Genomic DNA, 25555 nt, shown 5'->3' with positions numbered 1-25555 from the left:
TCATGCCGGAAAGCGCCGCCCCCACCCTGCCGCCGCTGCGCGGACGCGTCCAGGCGGAGGCGCCGCTCGCGGCCTTCACCTGGTTCCGCACCGGTGGCCCGGCCGAGTGGCTGTTGCGCCCGGCCGATGCCGAGGACCTGCTGGTGCTGCTGCGCGACCGGCCGGCGGAGATGCCGCTCACCGTGATCGGCGCCGCCTCCAACCTGCTGGTGCGGGATGGCGGCGTGCGCGGCGTGGTGGTGAAGCTGGCGCGCGGCTTTTCGGAGGTGATGGTGGAGGCGGATGGGCTGGTCGCCGACGCCGCCGCGCTGGATGCGACCGTCGCCGAGCATGCCGCGGCCGCGGGGCTGGCGGGGCTGGAGTTCCTCTCCGGCATCCCCGGCAGCATCGGCGGCGCGGTGGCGATGAATGCCGGTGCCTACGGTACCGAGGTGAAGGACGTGCTGGACTGGGCGGAGATCGCCACGCCGTCCGGCCTGCTGCGGCTGGAGGCGGCGGCGCTCGGCTTCGGCTATCGCCGCGCCGCGCTGCCGGAGGGCGGCATCGTCACCCGTGCGCGCTTCCGCGCCGCGCCGGGCGATGCGGCGGCGATCGCCGCGCGGATGCGCGAGATCCGCGCGGCGCGCGAGGCGACGCAGCCGGTGCGCGCCCGCACCGGCGGCTCCACCTTCAAGAACCCGCCGGGCGAGAAGGCCTGGGCGCTGATCGACGCCGCCGGCTGCCGGGGCCTGCGGATCGGCGAGGCGCAGGTGTCGGAGAAGCACTGCAACTTCCTCATCAATCTCGGCAGCGCCACCGCCGCCGATCTGGAGGAACTGGGCGAGACGGTGCGCGCGCGTGTCGCGGCGCAGTCCGGCATCACGCTGGAATGGGAAATCCGGCGCATCGGGGAGAAGCGCGCATGACGCGTGTCGCGGTCCTGTATGGCGGCTTCTCGGCGGAGCGCGAGGTCTCGCTCTCGACCGGACAGCAGGTGGCCTCGGCGCTGCGCGAGGCGGGTTTCAGCGTCACGCCGATCGAGGTGACGCAGGACCTGCCCGCGATGATCGCGGCGCTGCAGGCGGCGAAGCCGGACGTGGTGTTCAACGCGCTGCACGGCCGCTTCGGCGAGGATGGCTGCGTGCAGGGCGTGCTGGACTGGCTCGGCATCCCCTACACGCATTCCGGCGTGCGCGCCTCGGCGCTGGCGATGGACAAGGCGGCGGCCAAGGCCGTCTTCGCCGCGCATGGCCTGCCGCTTGCCGAGCACCGCGTGGTGACGCCGGAGGAGCTGGAGAGCGCCGATCCGCTGCCCCGCCCCTATGTGGTGAAGCCGGTGAACGAGGGTTCCTCGGTCGGCGTCGAGATCCTGAAGGCGGGCGACAACCGCCGCGCCGAGATCGCGCGGCGCTGGCGCTTCGGCCCGCAGATCATGACCGAGGAATACATCCCCGGCCGCGAGTTGACCGTGGCGGTGATGGGCGACCGGCCGCTGGCGGTGACCGAGATCGGCACCGGCCATGTCTTCTACGACTACGACGCCAAATACGCCGATGGCGGCAGCCAGCACACCATTCCCGCCGTCGTCCCCGAGGATGTGGCGCGGGCGGCGATGGAGGCGGCGCTACGCGCGCATGAGGCGCTGGGCTGCCGCGGCGTCAGCCGTTCCGACTTCCGCTACGACGACACGACCGGCCGGCTGGTGCTGCTCGAGGTGAACACCCAGCCCGGCATGACGCCGACCAGCCTGGTGCCCGAGCAGGCGGCGTATTGCGGCATTCCCTTCCCCGCCCTGTGCGCCTGGATGGTGCAGGAGGCCCGCAATGGCCCGTAGTTCCGCCCGCGCCCGGCCCGAGGACCGGACGCGCCTGGCCAGCGATGGCGGCCGCCCCAGCCGCGCCGCGTTGCAGCGGCCGAGCGGCCTGCGCCTCTGGCTGCGCCGCAAGAAGCCGTGGCTGCGGCCGGTCCTGTTCGGCATGGCCGGCCTTGCGCTGGTTGGCGGCGGCGCCGTGACCGTGGCGGCGATTCAGCCGGCCGGGCCCTTCTCCTGGCTGGCACAGTCGGTCGCGGAAGCGGCGGCCGATGCCGGACTGACGGTGGGCGAGATCGTGGTGCGCGGGCAGCAGAACACGCCGAAGGAGCTGATCCGCGCGGCGATCGGTGTCGGCCGCGGCGATCCGCTGCTGTCCTTCTCGCCCAGCCAGGTGAAGGAGCGGCTGGAGAGCATCGCCTGGATCGAGCAGGCCGAGGTGCAGCGGCACCTCTCGGGCAACATCGTGATCGAGATCCACGAGCGGAAGCCCTTCGCCATCTGGCAGCACCAGGGCGACTTCGCCGTGGTGGACCGCGAGGGCCGCGTGGTCTCTGCCGACACGCTCGATGCCTTCGGGCCGTTGCCGCTGCTGGTCGGCGACGGCGCGGACAAGCGCGGCGCCGCGCTCTATGACCTGGTGCGGCAGCAGCCTGAGCTGCAGCAGCGCGTGCAGGCACTGGTGCTGATCAGCGAGCGGCGCTGGAACCTGCGGCTTTACAACGGAATCGACGTGCTGCTGCCGGAAGGGCATGAGGCGGCGGCGATCCATCGCCTCGCCGAGCTGCAGAAGACCGCCGCGCTGCTGGACCGCCCGGTGCAGACGATCGACATGCGCCTGCCCGACCGGCTGGTGGTGCGGCAGCAGCCCGGGGCCGAGCCGCCGGCGCCGGAGCATGGCCGCAAGACCCGCGGGAGCAGCCGCGGATGAGCCGCATGCCCCGGATCGCGCCGCCCATCGAGCCCGCCGCGCCGTCGCCGAGGCGGCGCCACGCGCGCAGCGGCGCCTTCGGCGTGCTGGATATCGGCAGCAGCAAGATCGTCTGCCTGATCGCGCGCATCGAAGGCGACGGGCAGGCGCGGATCCTGGGCTGCGGCTGGCAGCGCGCGCGCGGCATCAAGGGCGGCAACGTCGTCGACCTGCAGGAGGCGGAGCAGTGCATCCGCGCCGCCGTGGCGCAGGCCGAGGAGGCAGCGGAGATCAAGCTGTCCCACGCCATCGTCAATCTCTCCTGCGGCCAGCCCGCCTCGCGGCTGATGAACATCCAATGGCCGATCGGCGGCCGCACGGTGACGGAGGCGGATCTGCGCGCCGTGCTCGCCGAAGGCCGCCGCCGTGCCATCGAGGAAGGCCGCGAGACGGTGCATGCCACCACGCTCGGCTTCACCATCGACGCCACGCCCGGTGTCGAGGACCCGCGCAACATGATGTGCGAGACGCTGGCCGCGCATCTGCACCTCGTGGACGCCACCTCGGCCTCGCTGCGCAACCTCGGCATCTGCCTCAACGGCTGCGACCTCGAGGTGGATGAGCTGGTCTCGGCCCCTTATGCCTCGGCACTCTCCGTGCTGGTGGAGGACGAGCGACAGCTCGGCGCCACGGTGGTGGACATGGGCGGAGGCACCACCAGCATCGCCGTCTATGGCGAGGGACACCTGCTGCACACCTCGCAGCTCCCGGTCGGCGGCTGGCAGGTCACCAACGACCTGGCGCGCGGCCTCGCGACTCCGATCGCGCATGCGGAACGGATCAAGATCCTGGACGGCAGCGCGCTCAACGGCGGCGACGATGCCCGCACCATGGTCATGGTGCCGCAGGTCGGCGAGGACGAGGATCACCTGGTGAGCATTCCGCGCGCCACGGTGATCAACATCATCCGCCCGCGAATCGAGGAGACGCTGGAGCTGGTGCGCGACCGCCTGGACGCCGCGGCGCTCGGCCGCGACGCCGGCGCGCGCGTCGTGCTCACGGGTGGTGCCAGCCAGCTCGTCGGTCTGCGCGAGCTGGCGATGCAGATTCTGGACAGACCGGTCCGTCTGGGCCGCCCTGGATTCGTGCGCGGTCTCCCAGAGGCCGCACAAGGACCGGATTTCGCGACAACATTGGGGCTGGTCGCATGGGGCGCGGGCGAAGGCCGGCCGCTGTTCGACATCGACCCCGGTCCTGAACGCGGAAACGGTGTGTTTTCTCGTTTCGTCAACTGGCTTCGCGAGCGAGTCTGATGCAATCTGCGCCCGCATTGCCCCGCACCACGTCCGCACGCCGAGGAGAATCGCTGCAATGACGCTGAACCTGACAATCCCGCGCCAGCAGCACACCGACTTCAGTCCGCGCATCACCGTCGTCGGTGTCGGTGGCGCGGGCTGCAATGCGGTCAACAACATGATCGCGATGGGGCTCGACGGCGTCGAATTCCTGGTGGCGAACACCGACGCGCAGGCGCTGGTGCACAGCCGCGCCGAACGCCGCGTGCAGCTCGGTCCGCACCTGACGCAGGGCCTCGGCGCGGGCGCCAAACCGGAGATCGGCCGCGCCGCCGCGGAGGAGGCGACCGAGGACCTGGCGCGCCACCTCGAGGGCATGCACATGGTGTTCATCACCGCGGGCATGGGCGGCGGCACCGGCACCGGCGCGGCACCGGTGATCGCGCGTATGGCGCGTGAGCGTGGCATCCTGACGGTCGGCGTCGTCACCCGTCCCTTCGACTTCGAGGGGCCGAAGCGCAAGCGTGCGGCGGAGACGGGCCTTGAGGATCTGCAGTCCTATGTGGACACGCTGATCGTCATTCCGAATCAGAATCTTTTCCGCAAAGCGAACGAACGCACCACCTTCGCCGAAGCCTTCAAGATGGCCGACGACGTGCTCTACATGGGCGTGCGCGGCGTCACCGACCTGATGGTCAACCCGGGCCTGGTGAACCTCGACTTCGCCGATATCCGCACCGTCATGGCCGAGATGGGCAAGGCGATGATGGGCACCGGCGAGGCCGAGGGCGAGGACCGCGCGGTGAAGGCGGCCGAGGCGGCGATCAACAACCCGCTGCTCGAAGACACTTCGATGCTCGGCGCCAAGGGTGTGCTGATCAACATCACCGGCGGCTACGACATGACGCTGTTCGAGGTCGACGAGGCCGCGAACCGCATCCGCCGCGAGGTGGACGAGGAAGCGAACATCATCTTCGGCTCCTCGATCGACGAGGACATGAACGGCCGCCTGCGCGTCTCCGTCGTTGCCACCGGCATCGACGCAGTGCAGGAGCACACCGCCGCCGAGCGGCCGAAGCTGGTCGCGGTCGGCGGCAACGCGCCGGTGCAGGCGGTCTCCAACACCGCGGTGCCGCCGGCCATGCCGCGCGGCGTGCCCGGCGCGCCGATGACGGCACGCCCGGTGATGCCGCAGCCGGCTGCTCCGGTGCGGGTCGGCGGCCCGAATGCCGGTGCGCCGCGCCGGCCGGCCGGGATGGCTTCCGCCGCCCCTGCGCCCGCCGCGCCGCCGGTCGCGTATGAGGCCGCGCCAGGCGCCCCCGCCCCTGAGGCGCCCTCGCCCGAGGACGTGCCGGCGCCGGTGATGCAGCCGGATGGCGGCCTCCGCGCGCCGGCCGCCGCGCCGCGCCCGATGGCGCCGCCGCCGGTTTCCGCGCCGCCGGCCGGGGGTGGCGGCTTCAACCTGTTCCGCAAGGCGACGGGACTGATGCGCCGCAATCTCGGCACCGAGGCCGAGATGGCTCCGGCGCCGCGTCAGGCTTCCCCGCAACAGCCGGCGCCGCGCCCGGCCGCAGCCCAACCGCAGGCCCCCGCCGCTCCGCAGAGCGAGGAAATGGGGCTTGACATCCCGACCTTCCTGCGCCGGCAGAACAACTGACCAGCGCCGCAACGGTGTGACGGACCCGGCCCCGCGCTGAAAAGCGCGGGGTTTTTTGCGCCGCAATATCCGAGAGAATCCAAGCACTTATTGTGCGTCGTTATAGTGAAATAATCGGAAATAAGCGTTGACTCGCGCTGGTCCTGCTGCGGTGCCATCTACAGCCTCGGCGGAGCGAGCCTATTCCCCTCCGCCTGGCAGTGAATGATCCAGGGGCAGTGATGGACGGTTTCCTCGCAGCAGGTACGGAGCGACGCAGGACGCTGAAGGCGCCGATCGGCTGCTTCGGCGTCGGCCTGCATTCCGGCCGCCGTGCCGGCCTGACCCTTCGCCCGGCTGCCGTGGGTACGGGGATCCTCTTCCGCCGCACCGATCTGGGCGTCGATCTCCCCGCCCGGTTCGATCTGGTTTCCGACACCCGGCTCTGCACCGCCCTCGCCCTGCCCGGCCAGCCGCAGGCGCGAATCGGCACGATCGAGCATGTGATGGCCGCGCTGGCCGCCTGCAGCATCGATGACGTGGTCGTCGAGGTGGATGGGCCGGAAGTGCCGATCCTGGACGGCTCCGCCGCGCCTTTCGTCTTCCTGATCGATTGCGCCGGCATCGTGACGACGGCCATGCCGCGGGCCACCATCGAGGTGCTGAAGCCGGTCCGCGTGCAGGATGGCGAGGGCCCCGACGCGGCCTGGGTCTCGCTCTACCCGACCGAGACCCCCGGCTTCGAGGCCTCGCTGGAGATCGACTTTCCCTCCCCGGCGATCGGCCATCAGAGCCTGTCCCTGCGGGTGACGGAGAGCGCCTTCCGCGCCGCGCTGGCCAGTGCCCGCACCTTCACCATGGCCGAGGACGTGGCGCGCCTGCGCGCCGCCGGCCTGGCGCTGGGCGGCAGCCTGGACAATGCCGTGGTGGTGGATGGGCCAATGGTGCTCAATCCTGGCGGCCTGCGCTCCCCCGACGAGTGCGTGCGGCACAAGCTGCTGGACGTGGTGGGCGACCTCGCTTTGGCCGGCGCGCCGCTTTCCGCCCGCTTCGCCGGCAGCCGCTCCGGGCACGCGCTGAACAACCGCCTGCTGCGCGCCCTATTCGCCGACGCCTCCGCCTGGCGCTGGCGGGATGCGGGCTTTGTCGCCACCCCGGCCGGCCAGTCGCTCCCGCAGGGTGCGCTGGAGTCGGTGGCCGCCTGAGATCTCGCGAAGGGCGGCCCGCCGGCCGCCGGCCGCCCCCTCTTCGTCTCGGCCAGGGGGCATGGTATAGAGCGGCCGCCATGCGCACCCCCCGTCTGACCCGGACCTCCCGCCTCTCCCTGCTTCTGGCCCTGCCGCTGATGGCGGGCGCCTGCAGCCAGTGGAACGGCAAAGAAAGCTCGCTCCGCCCGGAGGCGCAGGCCGCGATGGCCTCGCAGTCGCCGGAGGCGCTCTATGCCGCCGGCCTCGATGCCCTGCGGCAGGAGCGTTACCAGCAGGCCGTCGAGTTCTTCGACGGCGTGGAACGGGAGCACCCCTATTCCACCTGGGCCACCAGCGCGCGGCTGATGTCGGCCTATTCCGACTACATGCGCAACCGCTACACCGAGGCGATCGGCGCGCTCGACCGCTTCATCCAGCTGCACCCGGCGCATCGCGACATCGCCTATGCCTACTATCTGCGTGCACTCAGCTATTACGAGCAGATCGTGGACGCGCAGCGCGACCAGCGCGGCACCGAGATCGCCCTCGCCCAGTTGCAGGAAGTGGCGAACCGTTTCCCCGAGAGCGCCTATGCCCGCGATGCGCGGCTCAAGATCGACCTGGCGCGCGACCATCTCGCCGGCCAGGAAATGAACATCGGCCGCTTCTACGAGCGCCGGGGCCTCTATTCCGCCGCCATCGGCCGCTTCAAGCGCGTGGTGGAGGACTATCAGACCACCAACCACGTCCCTGAGGCGCTGCACCGCCTGACCGAGTGCTATCTCGCCCTCGGGCTGGTGGATGAGGCGCGCCAGACCGCCAGCGTGCTCGGCCACAACTATCCCGGCAGCGCATGGTATCAGGACTCCTATGCCATGCTGGGGAAGGGCGTGAAGCCGGCCGACGGCAGCAGCCCGGGCCTCCTCAGCCGCGCCTGGAACACGATCTTCTGAGCCGGAAGCCGCTGGCGCCGCAGCCATGCTGACCTCCCTCGCCATCCGCGACATCGTGCTGATCGAGCGGCTGGACCTCTCGCTGGGTGCCGGGCTGACCGTGCTTACCGGCGAGACGGGCGCGGGCAAGTCCATCCTGCTCGACAGCCTCGGCCTCGCCCTCGGGCAGCGGGCGGAGGCGGGCATGGTCCGCACCGGCCAGCCGCAGGGCTCGGTGGCCGCCTGCTTTCATCTGCCGGCCGACCACCCCGCCCAGGCCGTGCTGGCCGAGCAGGGCATCGAGGCGGAGGACGACCTCGTGCTTCGCCGCGTGGTGCAGGCCGATGGCCGTTCGCGTGCCTTCGTCAACGATCAGGCGGTGGGTGTGACGCTGCTGCGCCGGCTCGGCGCGCTGCTCGTCGAGGTGCAGGGGCAGCATGATCAGGTCGGGCTGGCCGATCCGGGGACGCATGGCGGGCTGCTCGATGCCTTCGGTGCGCTGGAGGGCCGGCGCAACGCCGTGGCCGAGGCTTTCCGCGAATGGCGCGGCGCCGAGCGGGCGCTGAAAGCCGCGCAGGAGGCCATCGCCCAGGCGCAGCGCGACGAGGAGTGGCTGCGCCACGCCGTCGAGGAGCTTTCCGCCCTCGCTCCGGCCGAGGGCGAGGAGGAGGCGCTCGCCGAGGAGCGGCAGGCCATGCAGCAGGGCGAACGGCGCGCCGAGGCGGTGGCCGCCGCCCTTTCCGAGCTGCAGCCGCGCGACCGGCGCGGCAGCACCAGCCCTTCCGCTGCCCTCCGCAACGCCGCCCGTGCGCTGGAGCGGCTGCCAGCCCCCAATGAGGAGGCCACGCCGATCCTGGCCGCGCTGGGCCAGGCGCAGGATGCCCTGGCCGAGGCCGAGACCATGCTGGAGCGGTTGAGCGCCGATCTCGGCCCCGACCCGCGCCGGCTGGAGCAGGTGGAGGAGCGGCTTTTCGCCTTGCGCGCGGCCGGCCGCAAGCATGCCGTGGCGGTGGTCGAGCTGCCGGGGCTGTTGCAGTCCCTCACCGGCCGACTGGCCGCGCTGGACGCGGGGGCGGAGCGCGCCGCCGCGCTGGAGCAGGCCGCCAGCGCGGCGCGTGCCGCCTATGTCCGCGCCGCCGGGGCGCTTACCGCCGCCCGCACCGAGGCCGCGCGCCGGCTGGAGAAGGCCGTGGCACAGGAGTTGGCGCCGCTGAAGCTGGAGCGCGCCCGGCTGCACATCGAGATCGCCGCCCGGGAGGAGCGCGCCTGGGCCGCCGACGGGCAGGACCGTGTCACCTTCCTGGTGACCACCAACCCCGGCCAGAAGCCCGGCGCGCTGGACAAGATCGCCTCCGGCGGCGAGCTGTCGCGGCTGATGCTGGCGCTGAAGGTGGTGCTGGCGCGCGGCTCGCCGGTGCCGACGCTGGTCTTCGACGAGGTGGACAGCGGCATCGGCGGCGCCACCGCCGCCGCGGTGGGCGACCGGCTCGCCCGCGTGGCCGAGCGGCTGCAGGTGCTGGTCGTCACGCACAGTCCGCAGGTGGCGGCACGCGGCAGCCAGCACTGGCGCGTGGCCAAGGGCGTGCGCGGCGACCGCGCCGAGACGCGGGTGGAGCCGCTCGACGCTCCCGCGCGCCGCGAGGAGCTGGCCCGCATGTTGGCTGGCGAGACCGTCACCGAGGCGGCGCGCGCCGCGGCGGACAGCCTGCTGCGCTGAGGCCCGCCCTGGACCATCCGCCGGGGTGACAGTGTCACCCCGGACCCCGCCGTCAGTCAGAAGGAATGTGGGGGCCCGGAGGCATTCAATGCCCCCGGCGGGAGAGGTCCGGAGAGGGTAGCGCCCTCTCCGGCTACCCCGTGCGGGCGAGGCGGCCTTCGAGTGGATAAGCCGGGTCGTTGTAGCCCGGCGTCGAGGGATGCCCGGCGGGAACCAGCGAATCCACCAGCGCCTCGTCCTCCGCCGTGAAGCGGTAGGCCAGTGCGCCGACATAGTCCTCCCACTGCGCCTCGGTGCGCGGGCCCGCAATCGGCGCGGTGATCAGCGCGTTGTTCAGCACCCAGGCCACGGCGAACTGCCCGGCGGTGATGCCGCACGCCTCCGCGTGCTCCTTCAGCCTCCGGGCGATGGCCAGGCTCTCCGGCCGCCACTCGGTTTCCATCATGCGCCTGTCGGCCCGGCCGGCACGGGTGTCGGCGGGGGGCGGCGCCTGGGTGGCGTATTTGCCCGTCAGCACGCCGCGCGCCAGCGGACTGTAGGGCACCACGCCCAGGCCGAAATAGCCGCAGGCCGGCAGGTGCTCGACCTCCGGCATGCGGTTGAGCGCGTTGTAATAGGGCTGGCTGACCACCGGGCGGTCGATGCCCATTTCCTCGCACAGGCGGCAGATCTCGGCGATGCGCCAGGCCCGGTGGTTGGAGACGCCGAAATAGCGGATCTTGCCGGCGCGGATCAGCGTGGCCATGGCACCGACCGTCTCGGCCAGCGGCGTCGCATGATCCTCCTTGTGCAGGTAGAGGATGTCGATGGCCTCGACGCCAAGCCGCCGCAGGCTGTCCTCGGCCGCGCTCAGGCAGTGGCGGCGAGAGAGGCCGCGGTCGTTCGGTCCAGGCCCGGCCGGGTTTGCCAGCTTGGTGGCCAGCACCCAGTGACTGCGGGAGGCCCGGATGGCGCGGCCGGTGACCTCCTCCGAGCGCCCTTCGTTGTAGACATTCGCCGTGTCGATGAAGTTGACGCCCTGCTCGCGCGCGCGGTCGATGATGCGTGCCGAGGTGGCTTCGTCCGTCGCGCCGCCGAACATCATGGTGCCCAGGCAGAGCGGCGAGACCTTCAGGCCGCTGCGGCCGAGATTGCGGTATTCCATGGGAACCTCGCCATCAGGCGCGGCCCCGCGCCGATCCGGCGGGGCCACGGGTGGGGAATGCATCCGCGAGGCATGGTGCCCTCGCAGGCATCTGCCGTCGAGGCAGCAAGGTTCGGGCCGGGTCCGATCAGACGGAGCCGGGAATGCGGTGACGCACCGTGCCGCCAGTGAAGAAGGCTTCGAGATTGTCGAGCAGAAGCTGTTGCTGCCGCTCCTGCGCGCTGCGGGCCAGGGCGGCCATGTGCGGAGTCAGCACCACGTTCGACAGGCGCGCCAGGCGCTCGGGCACATGCGGCTCATGGGCGAAGACGTCGAGCCCGGCGCCACCGAGCCGCCCCGTCTCCAGCGCCGTGCAGAGCGCCGCCTCGTCCACCACGCTGCCGCGCGCGATGTTGACCAGGATGCCCGTGGGGCCGAGCGCCTCCAGCACCGCGCTGTCCACCACCTTCTCGGTCGCGGCGCCGGCGCGCACCGCCACCACCAGGATGTCGGACCAGGCCGCGAGCTCCGTCAGACTGGCATGATAGGCGTAGCCGAGCCCGGGGCGCGGCGAGCGGTTGTGGTAGCCGATCTCCATATCGAAGGCGGCGGCACGGCGGGCGATCTGCAGGCCGATGCTGCCGAGCCCGTAGATGCCGAGCCGCCGGCCCGCGAGGCCGCTGACCAGCGGCATGCGGTCGATGCGCAGGCTGGTCCATTTGCCGTCGCGGATCAGCCGGTCGCCAACCAGGATGTCGCGGGCGGTGGCCAGCACCAGCCCCATGGCGAACTCGGCGACGCTGGCGGCATTGGCATCGCCGGCATGGGTGACCAGGATGCCTCGCTGCGCGGCGGCCTTGGCATCCACCCCTTCGAAGCCGGTGCCGTAACAGGCAATCAGGCCCAGCTCCGGCAGGGCTGCCATCAGCGCCGCGTCGGTCCGGAAGCCGCCAAGGGTGATCAGCGCCCGTGCGCCGCGTGCTGCCTCGGGGATGGGCGCCGGCTGCGCCAGCGGTCCGTGCAGATCATAGCGAGTCGCGAGGCGCTCGCGCAGGGCAGCGCCGATGGGCATGGCGACCAGAACCACGGGTTTCGTCACGTCGCGCTCTCCGGACCACTCTCTGTCGCAGTGCAGCATGGGAGGCGCGGAGCGGCAAGCGGGAGCGGTCTCCGGCGCCGCGTGATGCGGTCAGGCCGGCACCCCTCTTCTGGAGCGCCGCTGATTTGACTTTGCTGCCAAACCTCCGAAGGATCGTGCGCTGTTCATCGCGCGCGGCTGCACCGCCGCGCGCGGTCATGGCCGGCCGCCGATCCGCGGCATAGAGAGGCCGGCACAGGAGGAAAAAACACGATGCTCTCACGCAGAGGCCTGATGCTGGCCACAGCCGGCGCTGCATGGACGATGCAGGGGCTCCGCTCCGCCGAGGCGGCCGAATTCATTAACATTCTGACAGGTGGCACCTCCGGTGTCTACTACCCGTTGGGCGTCGCCATGTCCAAGCTGTTCGCCGAGAAGATCGATGGCGTGCGCCCCTCGGTGCAGGCCACCAAGGCCTCGGTGGAGAACCTGAACCTGCTGCAGCGCGGCCGTGGCGAGCTGGCCTTCAGCCTTGGCGACGCCATGGGCTTCGCCTGGGAGGGCAATGCCGAGGCTGGTTTCCCGCAGAAGCTCGACAAGCTGCGCAGCGTCGGCGCGATCTACTCGAACCACGTGCAGATCGTCGCGCTGCGCGATTCCGGCATCAAGACGCTGGCGGACCTGAAGGGCAAGCGCCTGTCGGTCGGCGCGCCGGCCTCGGGAACCGAGCTGAACGCGCGCGCCATCCTGGCCGCCGCCGGGCTCAGCTACAAGGACCTCGGCAAGGTCGAGTACCTGCCCTTCGGCGAATCCGTGGATCTGATGAAGAACCGCCAGCTTGACGCCACGCTGCAGTCGGCGGGCCTCGGCGTCGCCTCGATCCTCGATCTCTCCACCTCGGTGCCGATCAACGTGGTCGAGGTGCCGCAGGACGTCATCACCAAGATCGGCACGCCCTACAAGGCGGCGACCATCCCGGCCAACACCTATACCGGCCAGGACGCGGACGTGACGACGGCGGCGGTGCCGAACTACCTGGTCACGCGCGCCGGGCTTGCCGACGACCTCGTCTACCAGATGACCAAGGCGGTCTACGAGAACATCCCCGCGCTGGTCGCGGCGCAGGCGGCGGCGAAGGGCATCGAGGTCGAGGGCGCCGGCGAGAACCCGCCGATCCCGCTGCATCCGGGCGCCGAGCGCTACTTCAAGGAACGCAAGAAGGCATGAACCCACGGGCCAGGGTTGGTTACGGCGCCGCCGAGGCGGGGCCGTCGCGATGAGCGCCGAGGTCATCGGGCACCCCACCGCCGTCGAGGAATCGGCGGCGGTGGAGCATGGCGGCATGGGCTGGGGCGAACCCGGCGGCCGCATGCTGCTGAAGGCCGTCGCCTTCATCTTCTCCGCCTTCCAGATCTACACGGCAGCCTATGCCTCGCTGCCCAGCTCGGTGGTGCGCTCGCTGCATGTCGGCTTCCTGCTGCTGCTGCTGTTCGGCCTGACGGCCAACCGGCGGCGCGGCGACTGGACCGCCATCCTCTGGGCGGCGCTGGCGGTGGTCGCCTTCGTCGCCGGGCTCTATCACTGGATCTTCTATGCCGACCTGATCCAGCGCGCGGGCCTGCCGACCGAGATGGACCTCGCCGTCGGCGTGCTGGTGGTGGCGCTGGTCTTCCTCGCCGGCTTCCGGCTGATGGGACCGTCGCTGCCGCTGATCTGCCTGGTCTTCCTGCTCTACGGCCTCTACGGCGAGTACCTGCCGCCGCCGCTGGACCACCGGCCCTTCGGCTACGACCAGATCATCGACACGCTCTATCTCGGCACCGAAGGCATCTACGGCACGCCGACCTACGTCTCCTCCACCTACATCTTCCTGTTCATCCTGTTCGGCGCCTTCCTGGAACGCGCGGGGATGATCTCGCTGTTCACCGACGTGGCGCTCGGCACGGTCGGGCACACGCGCGGCGGGCCGGCGAAGGTGGCGGTGGTGGCCTCGGCCTTCATGGGCACGATCAGCGGCTCGGGCGTGGCGAATGTCGTGGCCGTCGGCCAGTTCACCATCCCGCTGATGAAGCGCTTCGGCTTCCGTGCGGCCTTCGCCGGCGGCGTCGAGGCCACCGCCTCGATGGGCGGGCAGATCATGCCGCCGGTGATGGGCGCAGTCGCCTTCATCATGGCCGAGAGCCTCGGCATCCCCTATCTGCAGGTGGTCGAGGCGGCGATCGTGCCGGCCATCCTCTACTTCATGACCGCCTTCTGGATGGTGCACCTGGAGGCGGGGCGGCTCGGCCTGCTCGGCGTGCCGAAGGAGCAGTGCCCGAACGCCCTCGCGGCGCTGCGCAAGGGCTGGTTCCTGCTGCTGCCGCTGGGCATTCTCGTCTATCTGCTGCTGGCCGGCTACACGCCGCTCTATGCCGGGACCATCGGCCTCGGCCTGACCGCGATGATCGTGCTCGGCGCACCCATCGCACTCGGCATGGGTGCGGCGGCGCTGCGGATCGCCTTCTGGATCGCGCTCGGCCTGATGTCGGCGGCCTTCCTGGCCTATGGCATCGGCGTGGTGATCGCCGTGGTGGCGCTGCTGGTCCTGATCAACGCGGTGCGCAAGGGCGGGCGCGAGACGCTGAAGCTCTGCGGCGAGGCGCTGGCTGATGGCGCGCGCCAGGCGCTGCCGGTGGGCATCGCCTGCGCGCTGGTGGGCGTGATCATCGGCGTGCTGTCGCTGACCGGCTCGGCCACCACCTTCGCCGGCGCCGTGGTGGCGGTGGGGCAGAACAGCCTCTTCGCCTCGCTGCTGCTGACCATGCTGATCTGCCTGATCCTCGGCATGGGCATCCCGACCATCCCGAACTACATCATCACCTCCTCGATCGCCGGTCCGGCGCTGCTGCAGCTCGGCGTGCCGCTGCTCGTCAGCCACATGTTCGTCTTCTATTTCGGCATCATGGCGGACCTGACCCCGCCGGTGGCGCTGGCCGCCTTCGCCGCGGCGCCGATCGCGCGCGAGAGCGGGATGAAGATCGGGCTGCAGGCGATGCGCGTGGCGATCGCCGGCTTCGCGGTGCCGTTCATGGCGGTCTATGCGCCGGTGCTGATGCTGCAGGATGGCGGGCCGCTGGCCGAGAGCATCGGCTATACCCCGGCGGTGCTCTACGTGCTGCTGAAGGCGGTGGTGGCGATCGGCCTCTGGGGCGCGACGGCGGTGGGCTTCCTGCTGGGGCCGATCCGCCTCTGGGAGCGGGCCTGGGCCTTCATCGCGGCGGTGCTGCTGGTGGCGGCCGTGCCGCTGACGGACACCGCCGGCTTCATCGCGGCGGCGGCCTTCATCGCGTGGCATCTCTGGTCCCGCCGCAGCGCGGGGGGAGCGGCCACGGCGGGTGGACGGGGCGCTTGAGCGCCCTGTGCATCGCCGGCGGCGGCCAGGTGGTGAAGCTGGCCATCGCCGGCTTCATGCTCGCCTGGTCGCACACCGTCGAGCACACGCGCTGGGAGGAGGACTGGCAGGTCCGCCCCGGTGCGCTGCACCTGGAAGCGGCGCGCGTTGAAGGCTCGGGCGCGGGGATGGACCCCGCGCCCGGCGCCAAGAAGGTCGGCGCGATGTGGGAATGGCACCCGCGCCTTGACCTGCCCGAGGTGCTGCTGCGCCGCGGCCAAGCAGCGGGGATCGGCCAGTGGCAGCTCTGCGCCGATGGCCATTGCGGGCCGCTCGGCGCCGGGCTGCCACCCGACGCGGACCCGGTGCGGCTCTATCCCTGCAACTGAGGCCCATCATGCCGCGCCAGGGCGGCGCTCGGACCCTACCGCCACGCAGCGGCCGGACCCGCCGGATCTCGTTGGACCCCCCGCCCGCAGCCGGCATCTGGCCTTGCATTCCCCCTGGAGCACCCTATTTACCATCCCACTGGATGGCGGAGGGATGGAAAAATGGTGGACAACGTCCGGGAACTGCGGCCTAGGGCGGGCGGCGATACCGAGAAGATCACCATCAACCTGGGCTATGTGGATCTCGGCCATATCGACCTGCTGGTGCAGGAGGGGTTCTATGCGAACCGCACCGACTTCATCCGCACCGCGATCCGCAACCAGATCGAGCGCCATGCGGACGCGGCACGGCAATCCGTCGCCCGCAAAAGCCTGGAGCTTGGCCTGCGCCACTACACCCGCGCGGATCTCGAAGCGGCACAGGCCGCCGGACAGATGCTCGAGATCCGGGTGCTGGGGCTTGCCAGCATCGCCGCCGACGTCTCGCCGGAACTCGCCCGCGCCACGATCGCCTCGATTTCCGTGCTCGGGGCACTGCAGGCCAGCGCCGCGGTGAAGGCCGCCCTGGCCGAACGCATCCGCTGACCTTGCGGCGGCCCTGACCGGGCCGCGCATCCCCACACCAACCGGACCGCAGCGCCACCCGCCCCACGCGGAATGCCGGCGCGCGCCCATGGCCTGAAGGCACCGATCATGACCGCCACGCTGCCAACCCCTATGCTTGAAGCCGCCCGCCTGACCCGGCTGGGCCGCCTGAGCGAAGCCACCGCGCTTCTGCAGCGCGCATTGCAGGGCCAGGAAGGCGCCGCCGGGACGGCCGCACCGGCCGGCGACCGGCGCCCGATCATCGACCTGAAGGCCGAGCCCGATGAAGGCACCACGCCCTCTCCTCGCCTGCCCTTCCCCGGGATGCGTGGCAGCGGCCCGGGCGCGACCCTGGACGGGATCATCCCGCCGCGGGCGCCGCTCCCTCACGGCGGGCTGGCGCCCGGCTGGGGCGGCGCCGGGCAGTTCTCGGCACGGCAGCGGCAGGTGCCAGTGCCCGAGGGGGCCCGGTTCATCGAGGGCAGCTTCACCGGGCCGGCCGGCAGCCGCCCCTACAAGCTCTATATCCCGAGCACCCATCGCGGCGAGCCGGTGCCACTGATCGTCATGCTGCATGGCTGCACGCAGTCGCCCGACGACTTCGCCGCCGGCACGCGCATGAACGTGCTGGCCGAGGAGCAGGGCTTCCTCGTCGCCTATCCCGGCCAGACGCCTTCCGCCAATGCCCAGAAGTGCTGGAACTGGTTCAGTCCCGGCGACCAGCAGCGCGATGGGGGCGAGCCGTCGCTGATCGCGGGCATCACGCGCCAGGTGATGCGGGACCATGCCGTGGACCCAGGGCGGGTCTATGTGGCCGGGCTTTCCGCCGGCGGGGCGGCGGCCGCCATCATGGGGGCCGCCTATCCGGACCTCTATGCCGCCGTCGGCGTGCATTCCGGCCTGGCCTGCGGCGCGGCGCGTGACATTCCCTCGGCTTTCGCGGCCATGCGGCAGGGCGGCGCCGGCACGGTGCCGGGCGGGAGCGGCATCATGCCGACCATCGTGTTCCATGCGGACCGGGATGGCACCGTCCATCCCCGCAACGGCGACCAGGTCATCGCCCAGTCCGGCGCGGCGCGTGGCCTGCGACCGGAGACGCAGCGCGGGCAGGCCGCGGGGGGGCACGCCTACAGCCGCACCTGTCATCTCACGGAGAACGGGCGGGTGATGCTGGAGCAATGGCTCGTGCATGGCGGCGGCCACGCCTGGTCGGGCGGCAGCCCCGCCGGCTCCTACACCGATCCGAAGGGCCCCGATGCCTCGCGCGAGATGCTCCGCTTCTTTCTGAGCCATGCGCGCGGCACCGCCGGCGGAGAGCCGCGCGATTGAACCTTGTGCCTGCTGGGCGGTTTCTCTTTCAGGCCCGGAACAGAAGGTGCGACAGCATGAGCTTGCTGGTGAGGGATCTCTACCACAGTGCGAACGGCGACCGCTGGCAGCTGATGCGCGAGGCCGGCTCGGAGCGGGTTTTTGTGCGGCATCAGGGGAACCTGTCCTCGGGAGGCCATGTGACGGAGCTGACGGTGGAGGACTTCCTCCGCCCGGGCAGCGCTGGCCCGGAACACGTCGCGTTGCGCCGCTTCCTGGACACGGAAGCCGAGGAAGGTTGACCCGGGGCGGCACGGGTGGGGGAGGGATCTCCCCCCACCCCTTCAGGCCGGCGCGATCTCGCCCCGCTCGATGACATAGCTGTGGTCCACCAGCGGGCGCAGCAGCGCCGGGCTGCTCTCGGTGATCAGGATGGCGACCTCCGGCAGCGCCTCCCGCAGCCGCCCCAGAGCCTCGGCGTAGCGGAGCGCCAGGGCGGGAGCGAGGCCCTGGAACGGCTCGTCGAGCAGCACGGCGCGGGTGCCGACCATCAGCGCCCGGCCCAGCGCCACCATCTTGCCCTGCCCGCCCGAAAGCCCGGCGGCGCGGCGCGGCGCCACGTCGCGCAGCTCGGGCAGCAGCTCGAAGACCAGCCCGAGCCGGCGCTCCAGCTCGGCGCGCGGCAATCGCAGCACCTGCGCCGGCAACAGCAGGTTCTCGCGCACGGTGAAGCTGCCGAACAGCCGCCGCTCCTCCGGCGCGTAGCCGATGCCAAGCCTGGCGCGGTGATGCGCCGGCACGCCGTCGGCCTCCCGCCCGTCCAGCGCGATGTGCCCGCGCTGCAAGGGCAGCAGCCCCATCAATGCGCGCAGCGTCGTCGTCTTGCCGGCGCCGTTGCGGCCGATCAGCGCCACCCGTCCGCCGGGCGGCACATGCAGCGCCACGTCGCGCAGCACCGGCGCACCCTCGATCGCCACCGAAGCGCCCTCAAGCCGGAGCATGGCCCGCCGCCTCCTCGGGCAGGATGCCGATGACGTCGCGCCGCACCTGCGGATCGGCCAGCACGGCCTGCGGCGGGCCGAGCGCCATGATCCGCCCCTGCCCCCAGACGGCCACGCGGTCGGCGAAGCGGTCCACCACCTCCATGTCGTGCTCCACGAAGACCGCTGTCACGCCGGACTGCCGCAGCACCCGTGCCAGGGTCTCGACGACGGCCATCTTGTCGGCGGCGGCGACGCCGCTGGTCGGCTCGTCCATCAGCAGCAGGCGCGGCTTCAGGGCGACGGCCATGGCGATGTCGGCCAGCTTGCGCGCGCCCTCGTTCAGCGCGTCGCCCCGGCGCTCGGCCAACGGTGCGAGGCCGAAGCTGTCGAGCAGCGCCATCGCCTCGTCGCGCCAGGCCGGGCGCAGCAGCGGCGCCAGCGGCGACCACGGCCCCTCGCGCGCGGCGATGGCCAGCGCCATGTTCTCCAGCACCGTGTGCTCGGTGAAAAGCTGCGGCAGCTGGAAGGAGCGCGCGATGCCAAGCCGCACGATGCGGCGCGGCGGCAGGCCGAGGATGCGGCGGCCGCGGAAGGTGATCTCGCCGGCCTGCGGCCGCAGATAGCCGGTGGCCATGTTGATGAAGGTGGTCTTGCCGGCGCCGTTGGGGCCGATGATGGCGAGGAACTCGCCCTCCTCCACCGCGAGGTCGATGCCGTCGGCGGCCTTCACGCCGCCGAAGGCGAGGCGCAGGCCGCGCGCCTCCAGCAGCGCGCTCATGCCGCCCGCCGCCGGGCGAAGAGCGCCCGGCCCATGCCCCAGAGGCCGCCGGGCGCGAAGAGGATGACCAGCAGCAGGACGGTACCGAGGATCATCTGCCAGGCATCGGCGACCAGCGCGGCGGCATAGACCCGCGTCAGCTCATAGGCCAGCGCGCCCAGGAAGGGGCCGAGCACGCTGCCGGCCCCGCCCAGGATGGCGATGAAGACCAGTTCGCCCGAGGCGGTCCAGTAGGCCAGAGCGGGGGTGACGTGGCGCGTCGTCATGGCGATCAGGGCGCCGCCGCAGCCGGCCATGCAGGCCGAGAGGACATAGGCCGAGAGCAGCACCCGCCGCGCCGGAACACCCATGAACTCCAGCCGCGGCTCGCGCGTCTTGATGCCCGCCAGCGCCTGCCCCATGGGCGAGGCCAGGTGCAGCCGCACCAGCACGCCGAAGCCGAGCGAGAGGGCAAGCGCCAGCAGCAGCACCGACCAGCCTTGCGCCGCGCCCTCCAGCGCCATCCCCGCGAAGCGGGTGGGCGCGAGGCGGATGCCGTCGGTGCCATGGGTGATGGCATAGAACTTCTCCAGCACGGAGTAGAAGACCATGCTGAGGGCGAGGTTCAGCATGCCGAAGAAGATCTCGCGATAGCGCACCACGAAGAGGCCGACGAGCAACCCCAGCAGCGCCGAACCCAGCGCCGCCACGGGCAGCAGCAGCAGCGTCTCGGGCAGCAGCGGCGCCAGGAAGGCGACGACATAGGCGGCGAAGGCGACGAACAGCGCATGACCGAAACTGACCTGCCCGGCGCGCAGCAGCAGCAGGATGCCGAGCACGGCCAGCCCCTTGGCCAGCGCGATGGTCAGCACGAAGCGCAGCCAGGGCACCGCCCAGGCGACCAGCACCACCGCCAGCACGCCGAGCAGGGCGAGGAGGAGTTCCGCGTGGCGCTTCATATCCGCCGCGTCTCCACCACGCCGAACAGGCCCTGCGGCCGCACCAGCAGCACCACCACCATGATGAGATAGGGAATGACGACCTCCAGCTCCGGCTCGAAATAGACGGCGAAGGCGCGACCCAGGCCGATCAGCAGCGCGGCGAGCGCGGCGCCCTCCACCTGGCCAAGGCCCGCGGTGGCGACCACGGCGAAGGAGAGCACGATGGTCTGGGCCCCCACTCCGGGCACCAGCGAGACGGTGGGCGAGGCCAGCGCGCCGCCCAGCGCCGCCAGCGCCGCGCCGGCGGTGAAGGTGAGCAGCATGACGCGCCCGGCATCGATGCCCATCGCCCGCGCCGCCTCCGCATCGGCGGTGACGGCGACGATCATGCGCCCCGCCAGGGTGCGGCGCAGGAACCAGGCAAGTCCCACCAGCGTCACCAGCGCCACGCCGGGCAGGACGAAGAGCTGGTAGGTGGTGAAGGGGATGACGTCGGCGCCAAAGGGCACGTCCACCGTGCCGAGCAGGCGCAGCGGCGTGTCGTTCACCACCGGCTGCACGCCCCAGACCAGCTTCTGCAGGTCCTCCAGGATCATGAAGAGGGCGAAGGTGATGAGGAGCTGCAGCACCGGCTCGTGCTGGCGGGTGCGGCGCAGCAGCAGCTTCTCGATCGGCGGGCCGAGCACGGCGCCGACCAGCAGCGCCGCCACCAGCAGCAGCGGGAAGGCGAGCCAGTCCGGCAGGCCGCTGGCGGCGAGCAGAAGGCCCAGCGAGGCCGCCGTGTAGCCGCCGATGGCATAGAGGCTGCCATGCGCCACGTTCAGCACCCGCAGCACGCCGAAGACGAGGTTCAACCCCACCGCCACCATGAAGATCGCCGCCGCGTTGGACAGCCCGTCCAGCGTGGCGAGGCCGAGCAGCAGCCCGTTCTGGGCGAGCCAGTCCGCCATCGGCTCAGGGCTTGTAGGCGATGGGCTGCGGCATCTGGTCCAGCATGGCGGGCGTCAGCGTCTTCAGCCAGTCGGCGCTCTTCTGCCCGGCGGGGGTGGTGATGCTCTCGCCCTTGAACACCACCATGTCCGTCATCACGGGGAAGGGATAAGCGTCGGTGGCCATGGTGGTGCCGATGATCTGGTCCTCCAGCCCCTGCCCGTCCTCGCGGATGCGCACCGTGCTGGTCAGCGAGGGGAATTCCAGGCCACGGAAGGCCTGCGCCAGCTCGGCATCGGTCGGCCAGCCGCCACCCTTGGCCTGCATCGCCTTCTCATAGGCCGCCTTGGTGGCAAAGATGGCCTGCGCCATATGGTGGCAGGAGTAGATCGGATAGGCGCCGAAGCGCTGGCGGAAGTCGTTGGTGAAGCGGCGCAGCAGCTCGGGGTCGCGCGGGTTGGGGTGCAGGAACCAGTGGTCGCCGCGGGCGCCGACGATATGCCCGGCCGGCAGCGCCTTGCCGACCCGCTCCATCGAGGATTCCGCCAGCGGCAGCACGAAGGTGCTGCGCTCGAAGAGGCGGCGGTCGGCGGACTGGCGGATCAGCGTGTCGAGGTCGCCGCCCCAGGTGGTGGAGAACACCACGTCCGGCCGCAGCGCCAGCAGGCGGGTGATCTCGGTCGAATAGTCGGTGGCGCCGAAGCGTGGGAACAACTCGGCAACGACGCGCACGCCCGGCTTCAGCGTGTTCATCGCGGTGCGCCAGATGTCCCAGGAATCGCGGCCCCAGGCATAGTCCTGGTTGACCACCGCGAGGCTGCGGAAGTCGGGCTTCATCTTCAGCAGATAAAGCAGCGCCGCCAGCACCTCCGGCGTGGCGTTGGCCTGGGTGCGGAAGGCATAGTCGTAGCGCGCCTCCTCGAAGATGCGCTGGGTGCCGCAGTCCCACAGGATGGTCAGGCGCTTCAGCTCGTCGGCCAGCGGCGCGCAGGCCAGGCAGTCGGCGGAGGAGATGGCGGAGAAGATGAGGTCCACGTCCTCGCTCTGCGCGAGGCGGCGGAACTCGCCGACCACATGGTCCACGCCCGGCCCCTCGTCCACGAAGATCGGGCGGAGCTTGACGCCGCCGATGCCGCCCTCGGCGTTGAGCTGGTCGATCAGCATCTCGGCCGCCTGCCGCCCCGGCACGCCGAAGACACTGGCGGGACCGGAGAGATAGGTGGCGATGCCGATCTTGATCTCCTGCGGACGGCTCGGCTGCGCCTGCGCCGTGCGGCCGGCCAGCAGCAGGCTGCCGGCGGCGAGCCCGGCCTGCAGCACGCCGCGCCGGCCGAGCGGCGGCAGGCCGGCGCCGGGCGCAAGGGGAGCGGCAGGGTTCGGGTGCGGCATGGACGTGTCCTCCGGAAGGGGCCGTTGCTCGGCTCTCGTTGGCAGAGTGGCATGCCGCGGGACCTCGCTCCAAGGAGCGATACCGACATAATCACGAAAGCGTTACATTCTGCCGTATGGAATCGCTGCCGCTTGCCGGCCGGAGTTGTGCTCCCCTTCCGCCTGCGCACCGACCTTCACCGCGGATCTGGTCGCGCAGGAAAAGATGCAGCCGCCCCTGAAGGGCGGCGGGAGGAAATGATGACCCAGATGACCCGTCGCGGCCTGCTCGCCGGCGCTGCGGCGCTGGCCGCCCTGCCCGCCGGCATGGCGCAGGCCGCCGCGCCCTTCCGGAACACCCTGCCGCCTGCCTGGCACCGCTTCCACTTCGGGGATTACGAGGTGACGGTGATCTCGGACGGGCGGCTGCCCCTGGGCAAGCCGGAACCGGCCTTTCCGGCCTCGCCGGCGCAGGAGATCGTCGGTCTGCTGCAGGATAATTTCCTGCCGCCTGACGCGGCGACGCTGGAACAGAACATCCTGGTGCTGAACACCGGCCGCCAGCTCATCCTGTTCGATACCGGCATGGGCGAGAGCATGGGCGAGGCCAGCAAGATGTTCGGCCCGACCACGGGCAAGATGCTCGCCAACCTGCGCGCCGCCGGCATCGAGCCGGAGCAGATCGACCTCGTGGTGCTGACCCATGCCCATTGCGACCATTGCTGGGGGCTGGTGGATGCGAAAGGCGAGCGCGTCTTCCCCAATGCGCAGGTGGCGATCAGCGAGGCGGACCTGAAGTTCTGGACCGACGACGGCAACAAGCGCGGCCCGGCCTTCATGGTGCCCTTCATCGACGGCGCGAAGAAGAACCTCGCAGCCTACCGCGACCGCATGGTGATGGTGCGCGACGAGCAGGAGGTGACCTCCGGCGTGGTGGCGCTCTCCACGCCCGGCCATACGGTGGGCCACCACTGCTACGCCATCAGCAGCGGCAACCAGGTGATGATGAACACCGGCGACCTGGCGCACCACCACATCCTGCTGCTGCGCAAGCCGATGTGGGAGTTCTCCTTCGACACCGACCCGAAGCTCTCGGCGCAGTCGCGCAGCCGGATGCTGGAGCGGCTCGCCACCGACCGAACCCCGGTGCTGTCCTACCACTTCCCCTGGCCGGGGCTCGGCCATGTCGCCCGCCGCAACGACGGCGGCTATGACTGGATCGCCGCGCCGATGGACCTCTCGACGCTCGGCTGACCGGGCGGCGGGGCCTTCCCGCGCCGCCCGGCCGGATCAGGTCAGCTCTGCCGGACGGCGGCGCTGACCTGGTCGAGCAGGCGGTCCATCGCGGCCTGGAAGGCGGGGCCGTCCAGATAGCCCTCGGTGGCGCCGGTCCGCTCCAGAAAGGTCTTCCAGGCCGGGTCCGACATGGCGGCCCGGAAGCGGTCATGCAGCAAGGCGGCCACCTCGTCCGGCATGCCGGCCGGACCCATCAGCCCCTTCATGTTCTCGATCTCGACGTTCCAGCCCAGTTCGCGCAGGGTGGGCACCTCGGGGAAGGCCGGCAGGCGCTGGGCCGAGGCCACGGCCAGCGGCCGCACCGCGCCATCGGCCACCAGCCCACCCATCTCCTCCGGCGCGAGGACGGCCAGTTCCACCGTGCCGGCCAGCAGGGCCTGCAGCGATGGCCCGCCGCCGGTGAAGGGCGCGTGCAGGAACTCCACATCGGCCGCCTTGCCGAGCAGCAGGAAGACGGCGTGGTAGAGCGAACCGATGCCGGAGGAGGCATGGCTGACCGTGCCGGGCTGGGCGCGGGCGGCCTCGACCGCTTCCTTCAGGTTGGCGAAGCGGCTGTTCTTGCCGGCGACGATGAGCAGCGGCTGCCGGGTCAGACGGATCACGGCGCGGAAGGAACGCTTCGGGTCATAGGGAACCTCGCGGAAGGCCGGCAGCGAGGTGCTCTCGCTGCCGCCGCCGACCAGCAGCGCCTGCCCGTCCGGCGGCATGCCTGCCACCTGCTGCGCCGCCAGCGCCCCGCCGGCCCCCGCCTTGTTGACCACCACCAGCGGAACGGGAAAGCGCGTGGCAGCCGCCTGCGCGATGGCGCGCGCCGCGAGATCGGCGCCGCCACCGGGCGCGAAGCCGACAATGATCTCGAGATGGCCGCGGGGCTGCCAGCCGGCACCGCCCTGCGCCCAGGCCTGCGGCGCCATCGAGACGCCGGCGGCGGCCAGCAGGCTGCGTCGCTTGATCATTTCCTGTTCTCCTCCCTAATCTTGCCGGTAAGCTTAGCCGAAGCCCCGGGGAGGTCAGCAGGGAATCCCGCCTTTCCGGACCGTTCCGGCATAAAAAAGGAAATGTCCCCGCCATGCCGGAAGCCTCGCCTCCCATCCCGGAGGGCGCCTGCGACTGCCACATGCACATCTACGGCGACCCCGCCCGCTACCCGGTCGCCCCCACCAACCCGACACCGCCCCCCTTCGAGGGCACGCTGGATGCCTACCGGCGCGTCATGGCGCGGCTTGGGCTCTCGCGCGTCATCGTGGTGCAGCCGACAGCCTATGGCGCGGACAACCGCTGCACCCTGGATGCCGTGGCGGCGCTCGGACCGGCGGTCGCCCGCGCCGTGGTGGTGGTGACGCCGGAGACCGCGGAGGCGGAACTGGCGCGGCTGGCCGAACAGGGCGCGCGGGGGGCGCGGGCCTTCATGATGAAGGGAGGGCTGGTGCCCTGGCCGGAGCTGCGGCGGCTCTCGGCCCGCGTCGCGCCGCTGGGCTGGCATGTGCAGCTGCAGTTCGACGGCGGCGAGCTGCCGGAGCGCGAGGCGCTGATCCGCAGCCTGGAATGCCCCGTCGTCATCGACCATCTCGGCCGCTTCGAGGAGCCGGTCACGCCCGACCACCCGGCCTTCCGCTGCCTGCTGCGCCTGGTGGAGACCGGGCGGGTCTGGGTGAAGGCCTCCTCGCCCTATGGCGTGTCGCGCAGCGGGCCGCCCGGCTATGCGGATGTCTCCGCCCTTGCCCGGGCACTGATCGCGGCGGCGCCGGAACGCATCGTCTGGGGCTCGAACTGGCCGCACCCCAATGCCCCGGCGCCGAAGCCGGACGAGAAGGCCCTGCTGGACCTGCTGGCCGACTGGGCGCCCGAGGAGGCGGTGCGGCGGCGCATCCTGGTGGAGAATGCCGGCCGCCTCTACGGTTTCCCGCTCTAGGCGGGAGGGCCTCGCGCCCTTCCCTGCGCGCCACCCCCCCCTCCCGATG

General features: G+C 71.4%; 24 protein-coding genes. 16 read left to right on the top strand and 8 right to left on the bottom strand.

Annotated elements, in window-relative coordinates:
- Positions 1 to 2: 2 nt before the first annotated feature.
- The 8 genes from murB (at position 3) to recN (ending at position 9466) form a co-directional block, all read left to right on the top strand.
- On the top strand, positions 3 to 905 hold the full coding sequence (murB, locus tag QMO56_RS04690; RefSeq protein WP_283524104.1) for a UDP-N-acetylmuramate dehydrogenase: 903 nt from the start codon (positions 3 to 5) through the stop codon (positions 903 to 905).
- A complete protein-coding gene (locus QMO56_RS04685; protein WP_283523878.1) occupies positions 902 to 1813 on the top strand; it encodes a D-alanine--D-alanine ligase in 912 nt (303 codons plus the stop codon). The genes murB and QMO56_RS04685 overlap by 4 nt, the downstream gene beginning before the upstream one ends.
- Positions 1803 to 2720: a cell division protein FtsQ/DivIB gene (locus QMO56_RS04680; protein WP_283523877.1), complete on the top strand. Its 918-nt coding sequence runs from the start codon at positions 1803 to 1805 to the stop codon at positions 2718 to 2720. Before QMO56_RS04685 ends, QMO56_RS04680 begins: the two co-directional genes overlap by 11 nt.
- Positions 2717 to 4012 (top strand): cell division protein FtsA, encoded by a 1296-nt coding sequence (gene ftsA / locus QMO56_RS04675; protein WP_283523876.1) that lies wholly within the window; start codon positions 2717 to 2719, stop codon positions 4010 to 4012. The genes QMO56_RS04680 and ftsA overlap by 4 nt, the downstream gene beginning before the upstream one ends.
- Positions 4013 to 4070: 58 nt before the next feature.
- Positions 4071 to 5651, top strand: a complete 1581-nt coding sequence (gene ftsZ / locus QMO56_RS04670; RefSeq protein ID WP_283523875.1) for a cell division protein FtsZ — start codon at positions 4071 to 4073, stop codon at positions 5649 to 5651.
- Between the two features lie 221 nt (positions 5652 to 5872).
- Complete coding sequence (gene lpxC / locus QMO56_RS04665) at positions 5873 to 6835, top strand: UDP-3-O-acyl-N-acetylglucosamine deacetylase (RefSeq protein WP_283523874.1); 963 nt, start codon at positions 5873 to 5875, stop codon at positions 6833 to 6835.
- A gap of 80 nt (positions 6836 to 6915) precedes the next feature.
- The gene (locus tag QMO56_RS04660; RefSeq protein WP_283523873.1) at positions 6916 to 7770 is read left to right on the top strand and encodes an outer membrane protein assembly factor BamD; all 855 of its coding nucleotides are present in this window, start codon (positions 6916 to 6918) and stop codon (positions 7768 to 7770) included.
- Positions 7771 to 7795: 25 nt separating this feature from the next.
- Positions 7796 to 9466, top strand: coding sequence for a DNA repair protein RecN (recN, locus tag QMO56_RS04655; protein ID WP_283523872.1), 1671 nt, complete (start codon positions 7796 to 7798; stop codon positions 9464 to 9466).
- A 133-nt stretch (positions 9467 to 9599) separates the two neighbouring features.
- Here the strand turns inward: recN and QMO56_RS04650 are convergent, their stop codons facing one another.
- Together QMO56_RS04650 and QMO56_RS04645 are read right to left on the bottom strand one after the other, a co-directional pair.
- Complete coding sequence (locus tag QMO56_RS04650) at positions 9600 to 10610, bottom strand: aldo/keto reductase (protein ID WP_283523871.1); 1011 nt, start codon at positions 10608 to 10610, stop codon at positions 9600 to 9602.
- A gap of 127 nt (positions 10611 to 10737) precedes the next feature.
- Positions 10738 to 11688, bottom strand: a complete 951-nt coding sequence (locus QMO56_RS04645; RefSeq protein ID WP_283523870.1) for a 2-hydroxyacid dehydrogenase — start codon at positions 11686 to 11688, stop codon at positions 10738 to 10740.
- 252 nt (positions 11689 to 11940) lie between these two features.
- Here QMO56_RS04645 and QMO56_RS04640 point away from each other — a divergent pair, with 252 nt between their 5' ends.
- The 6 genes from QMO56_RS04640 to QMO56_RS04615 all read left to right on the top strand — a co-directional run bounded on the left by QMO56_RS04640 (position 11941) and on the right by QMO56_RS04615 (position 17621).
- Entirely contained in the window at positions 11941 to 12894 is a 954-nt protein-coding gene (locus QMO56_RS04640; protein ID WP_349362341.1) for a TAXI family TRAP transporter solute-binding subunit, read from the top strand.
- Positions 12895 to 12943: 49 nt separating this feature from the next.
- Positions 12944 to 15058, top strand: a complete 2115-nt coding sequence (locus QMO56_RS04635; RefSeq protein WP_283523869.1) for a TRAP transporter permease — start codon at positions 12944 to 12946, stop codon at positions 15056 to 15058.
- A complete protein-coding gene (locus QMO56_RS04630; RefSeq protein ID WP_283523868.1) occupies positions 15055 to 15426 on the top strand; it encodes a DUF1850 domain-containing protein in 372 nt (123 codons plus the stop codon). Before QMO56_RS04635 ends, QMO56_RS04630 begins: the two co-directional genes overlap by 4 nt.
- Positions 15427 to 15588: 162 nt before the next feature.
- The gene (locus tag QMO56_RS04625) at positions 15589 to 16011 is read left to right on the top strand and encodes a CopG family transcriptional regulator (RefSeq protein WP_283523867.1); all 423 of its coding nucleotides are present in this window, start codon (positions 15589 to 15591) and stop codon (positions 16009 to 16011) included.
- A gap of 108 nt (positions 16012 to 16119) precedes the next feature.
- On the top strand, positions 16120 to 17340 hold the full coding sequence (locus QMO56_RS04620) for a PHB depolymerase family esterase (RefSeq protein WP_283523866.1): 1221 nt from the start codon (positions 16120 to 16122) through the stop codon (positions 17338 to 17340).
- Between the two features lie 56 nt (positions 17341 to 17396).
- Positions 17397 to 17621, top strand: a complete 225-nt coding sequence (locus QMO56_RS04615) for a hypothetical protein (protein ID WP_283523865.1) — start codon at positions 17397 to 17399, stop codon at positions 17619 to 17621.
- A gap of 42 nt (positions 17622 to 17663) precedes the next feature.
- On the opposite strand, the gene QMO56_RS04610 is transcribed toward QMO56_RS04615, so the two are convergent.
- The 5 genes from QMO56_RS04610 to QMO56_RS04590 are packed head-to-tail and all read right to left on the bottom strand — an operon-like array spanning position 17664 to position 22319.
- Entirely contained in the window at positions 17664 to 18320 is a 657-nt protein-coding gene (locus tag QMO56_RS04610; RefSeq protein ID WP_283523864.1) for an ABC transporter ATP-binding protein, read from the bottom strand.
- Positions 18307 to 19080, bottom strand: a complete 774-nt coding sequence (locus QMO56_RS04605; RefSeq protein WP_283523863.1) for an ABC transporter ATP-binding protein — start codon at positions 19078 to 19080, stop codon at positions 18307 to 18309. The genes QMO56_RS04610 and QMO56_RS04605 overlap by 14 nt, the downstream gene beginning before the upstream one ends.
- Positions 19077 to 20018, bottom strand: a complete 942-nt coding sequence (locus tag QMO56_RS04600) for a branched-chain amino acid ABC transporter permease (protein ID WP_283523862.1) — start codon at positions 20016 to 20018, stop codon at positions 19077 to 19079. Before QMO56_RS04600 ends, QMO56_RS04605 begins: the two co-directional genes overlap by 4 nt.
- Positions 20015 to 20950, bottom strand: coding sequence for a branched-chain amino acid ABC transporter permease (locus tag QMO56_RS04595; protein WP_283523861.1), 936 nt, complete (start codon positions 20948 to 20950; stop codon positions 20015 to 20017). Before QMO56_RS04595 ends, QMO56_RS04600 begins: the two co-directional genes overlap by 4 nt.
- Positions 20951 to 20954: 4 nt before the next feature.
- Positions 20955 to 22319 (bottom strand): ABC transporter substrate-binding protein, encoded by a 1365-nt coding sequence (locus tag QMO56_RS04590; protein WP_283523860.1) that lies wholly within the window; start codon positions 22317 to 22319, stop codon positions 20955 to 20957.
- A 249-nt stretch (positions 22320 to 22568) separates the two neighbouring features.
- On the opposite strand from QMO56_RS04590, the gene QMO56_RS04585 reads away from it, so the two are divergent.
- Positions 22569 to 23552 (top strand): MBL fold metallo-hydrolase, encoded by a 984-nt coding sequence (locus tag QMO56_RS04585; RefSeq protein WP_283523859.1) that lies wholly within the window; start codon positions 22569 to 22571, stop codon positions 23550 to 23552.
- A gap of 41 nt (positions 23553 to 23593) precedes the next feature.
- On the opposite strand, the gene QMO56_RS04580 is transcribed toward QMO56_RS04585, so the two are convergent.
- Positions 23594 to 24550: a tripartite tricarboxylate transporter substrate binding protein gene (locus QMO56_RS04580; protein WP_283523858.1), complete on the bottom strand. Its 957-nt coding sequence runs from the start codon at positions 24548 to 24550 to the stop codon at positions 23594 to 23596.
- Positions 24551 to 24663: 113 nt separating this feature from the next.
- On the opposite strand from QMO56_RS04580, the gene QMO56_RS04575 reads away from it, so the two are divergent.
- Entirely contained in the window at positions 24664 to 25506 is an 843-nt protein-coding gene (locus QMO56_RS04575; RefSeq protein WP_283523857.1) for an amidohydrolase family protein, read from the top strand.
- The last annotated feature ends 49 nt before the right edge of the window (positions 25507 to 25555 follow it).

The sequence above is a fragment of the Roseomonas sp. E05 genome (assembly GCF_030063475.1).
Taxonomy (GTDB): Bacteria; Pseudomonadota; Alphaproteobacteria; order Acetobacterales; family Acetobacteraceae; genus Pseudoroseomonas.
This window is presented reverse-complemented; position numbering and strand designations above follow the sequence as displayed.

What these genes read in the sequence shown, in the direction of transcription:
- murB (WP_283524104.1), top strand. Translation starts at nt 3, where the DNA reads ATGCCGGAAAGCGCCGCCCCCACCCTGCCGCCGCTGCGCGGACGCGTC.
- QMO56_RS04685 (WP_283523878.1), top strand. Translation starts at nt 902, where the DNA reads ATGACGCGTGTCGCGGTCCTGTATGGCGGCTTCTCGGCGGAGCGCGAG.
- QMO56_RS04680 (WP_283523877.1), top strand. Translation starts at nt 1,803, where the DNA reads ATGGCCCGTAGTTCCGCCCGCGCCCGGCCCGAGGACCGGACGCGCCTG.
- ftsA (WP_283523876.1), top strand. Translation starts at nt 2,717, where the DNA reads ATGAGCCGCATGCCCCGGATCGCGCCGCCCATCGAGCCCGCCGCGCCG.
- ftsZ (WP_283523875.1), top strand. Translation starts at nt 4,071, where the DNA reads ATGACGCTGAACCTGACAATCCCGCGCCAGCAGCACACCGACTTCAGT.
- lpxC (WP_283523874.1), top strand. Translation starts at nt 5,873, where the DNA reads ATGGACGGTTTCCTCGCAGCAGGTACGGAGCGACGCAGGACGCTGAAG.
- QMO56_RS04660 (WP_283523873.1), top strand. Translation starts at nt 6,916, where the DNA reads ATGCGCACCCCCCGTCTGACCCGGACCTCCCGCCTCTCCCTGCTTCTG.
- recN (WP_283523872.1), top strand. Translation starts at nt 7,796, where the DNA reads ATGCTGACCTCCCTCGCCATCCGCGACATCGTGCTGATCGAGCGGCTG.
- QMO56_RS04650 (WP_283523871.1), bottom strand. Translation starts at nt 10,610, where the DNA reads ATGGAATACCGCAATCTCGGCCGCAGCGGCCTGAAGGTCTCGCCGCTC.
- QMO56_RS04640 (WP_349362341.1), top strand. Translation starts at nt 11,941, where the DNA reads ATGCTCTCACGCAGAGGCCTGATGCTGGCCACAGCCGGCGCTGCATGG.
- QMO56_RS04635 (WP_283523869.1), top strand. Translation starts at nt 12,944, where the DNA reads ATGAGCGCCGAGGTCATCGGGCACCCCACCGCCGTCGAGGAATCGGCG.
- QMO56_RS04625 (WP_283523867.1), top strand. Translation starts at nt 15,589, where the DNA reads ATGGTGGACAACGTCCGGGAACTGCGGCCTAGGGCGGGCGGCGATACC.
- QMO56_RS04620 (WP_283523866.1), top strand. Translation starts at nt 16,120, where the DNA reads ATGACCGCCACGCTGCCAACCCCTATGCTTGAAGCCGCCCGCCTGACC.
- QMO56_RS04615 (WP_283523865.1), top strand. Translation starts at nt 17,397, where the DNA reads ATGAGCTTGCTGGTGAGGGATCTCTACCACAGTGCGAACGGCGACCGC.
- QMO56_RS04610 (WP_283523864.1), bottom strand. Translation starts at nt 18,320, where the DNA reads ATGCTCCGGCTTGAGGGCGCTTCGGTGGCGATCGAGGGTGCGCCGGTG.
- QMO56_RS04605 (WP_283523863.1), bottom strand. Translation starts at nt 19,080, where the DNA reads ATGAGCGCGCTGCTGGAGGCGCGCGGCCTGCGCCTCGCCTTCGGCGGC.
- QMO56_RS04600 (WP_283523862.1), bottom strand. Translation starts at nt 20,018, where the DNA reads ATGAAGCGCCACGCGGAACTCCTCCTCGCCCTGCTCGGCGTGCTGGCG.
- QMO56_RS04595 (WP_283523861.1), bottom strand. Translation starts at nt 20,950, where the DNA reads ATGGCGGACTGGCTCGCCCAGAACGGGCTGCTGCTCGGCCTCGCCACG.
- QMO56_RS04590 (WP_283523860.1), bottom strand. Translation starts at nt 22,319, where the DNA reads ATGCCGCACCCGAACCCTGCCGCTCCCCTTGCGCCCGGCGCCGGCCTG.
- QMO56_RS04585 (WP_283523859.1), top strand. Translation starts at nt 22,569, where the DNA reads ATGACCCGTCGCGGCCTGCTCGCCGGCGCTGCGGCGCTGGCCGCCCTG.
- QMO56_RS04580 (WP_283523858.1), bottom strand. Translation starts at nt 24,550, where the DNA reads ATGATCAAGCGACGCAGCCTGCTGGCCGCCGCCGGCGTCTCGATGGCG.
- QMO56_RS04575 (WP_283523857.1), top strand. Translation starts at nt 24,664, where the DNA reads ATGCCGGAAGCCTCGCCTCCCATCCCGGAGGGCGCCTGCGACTGCCAC.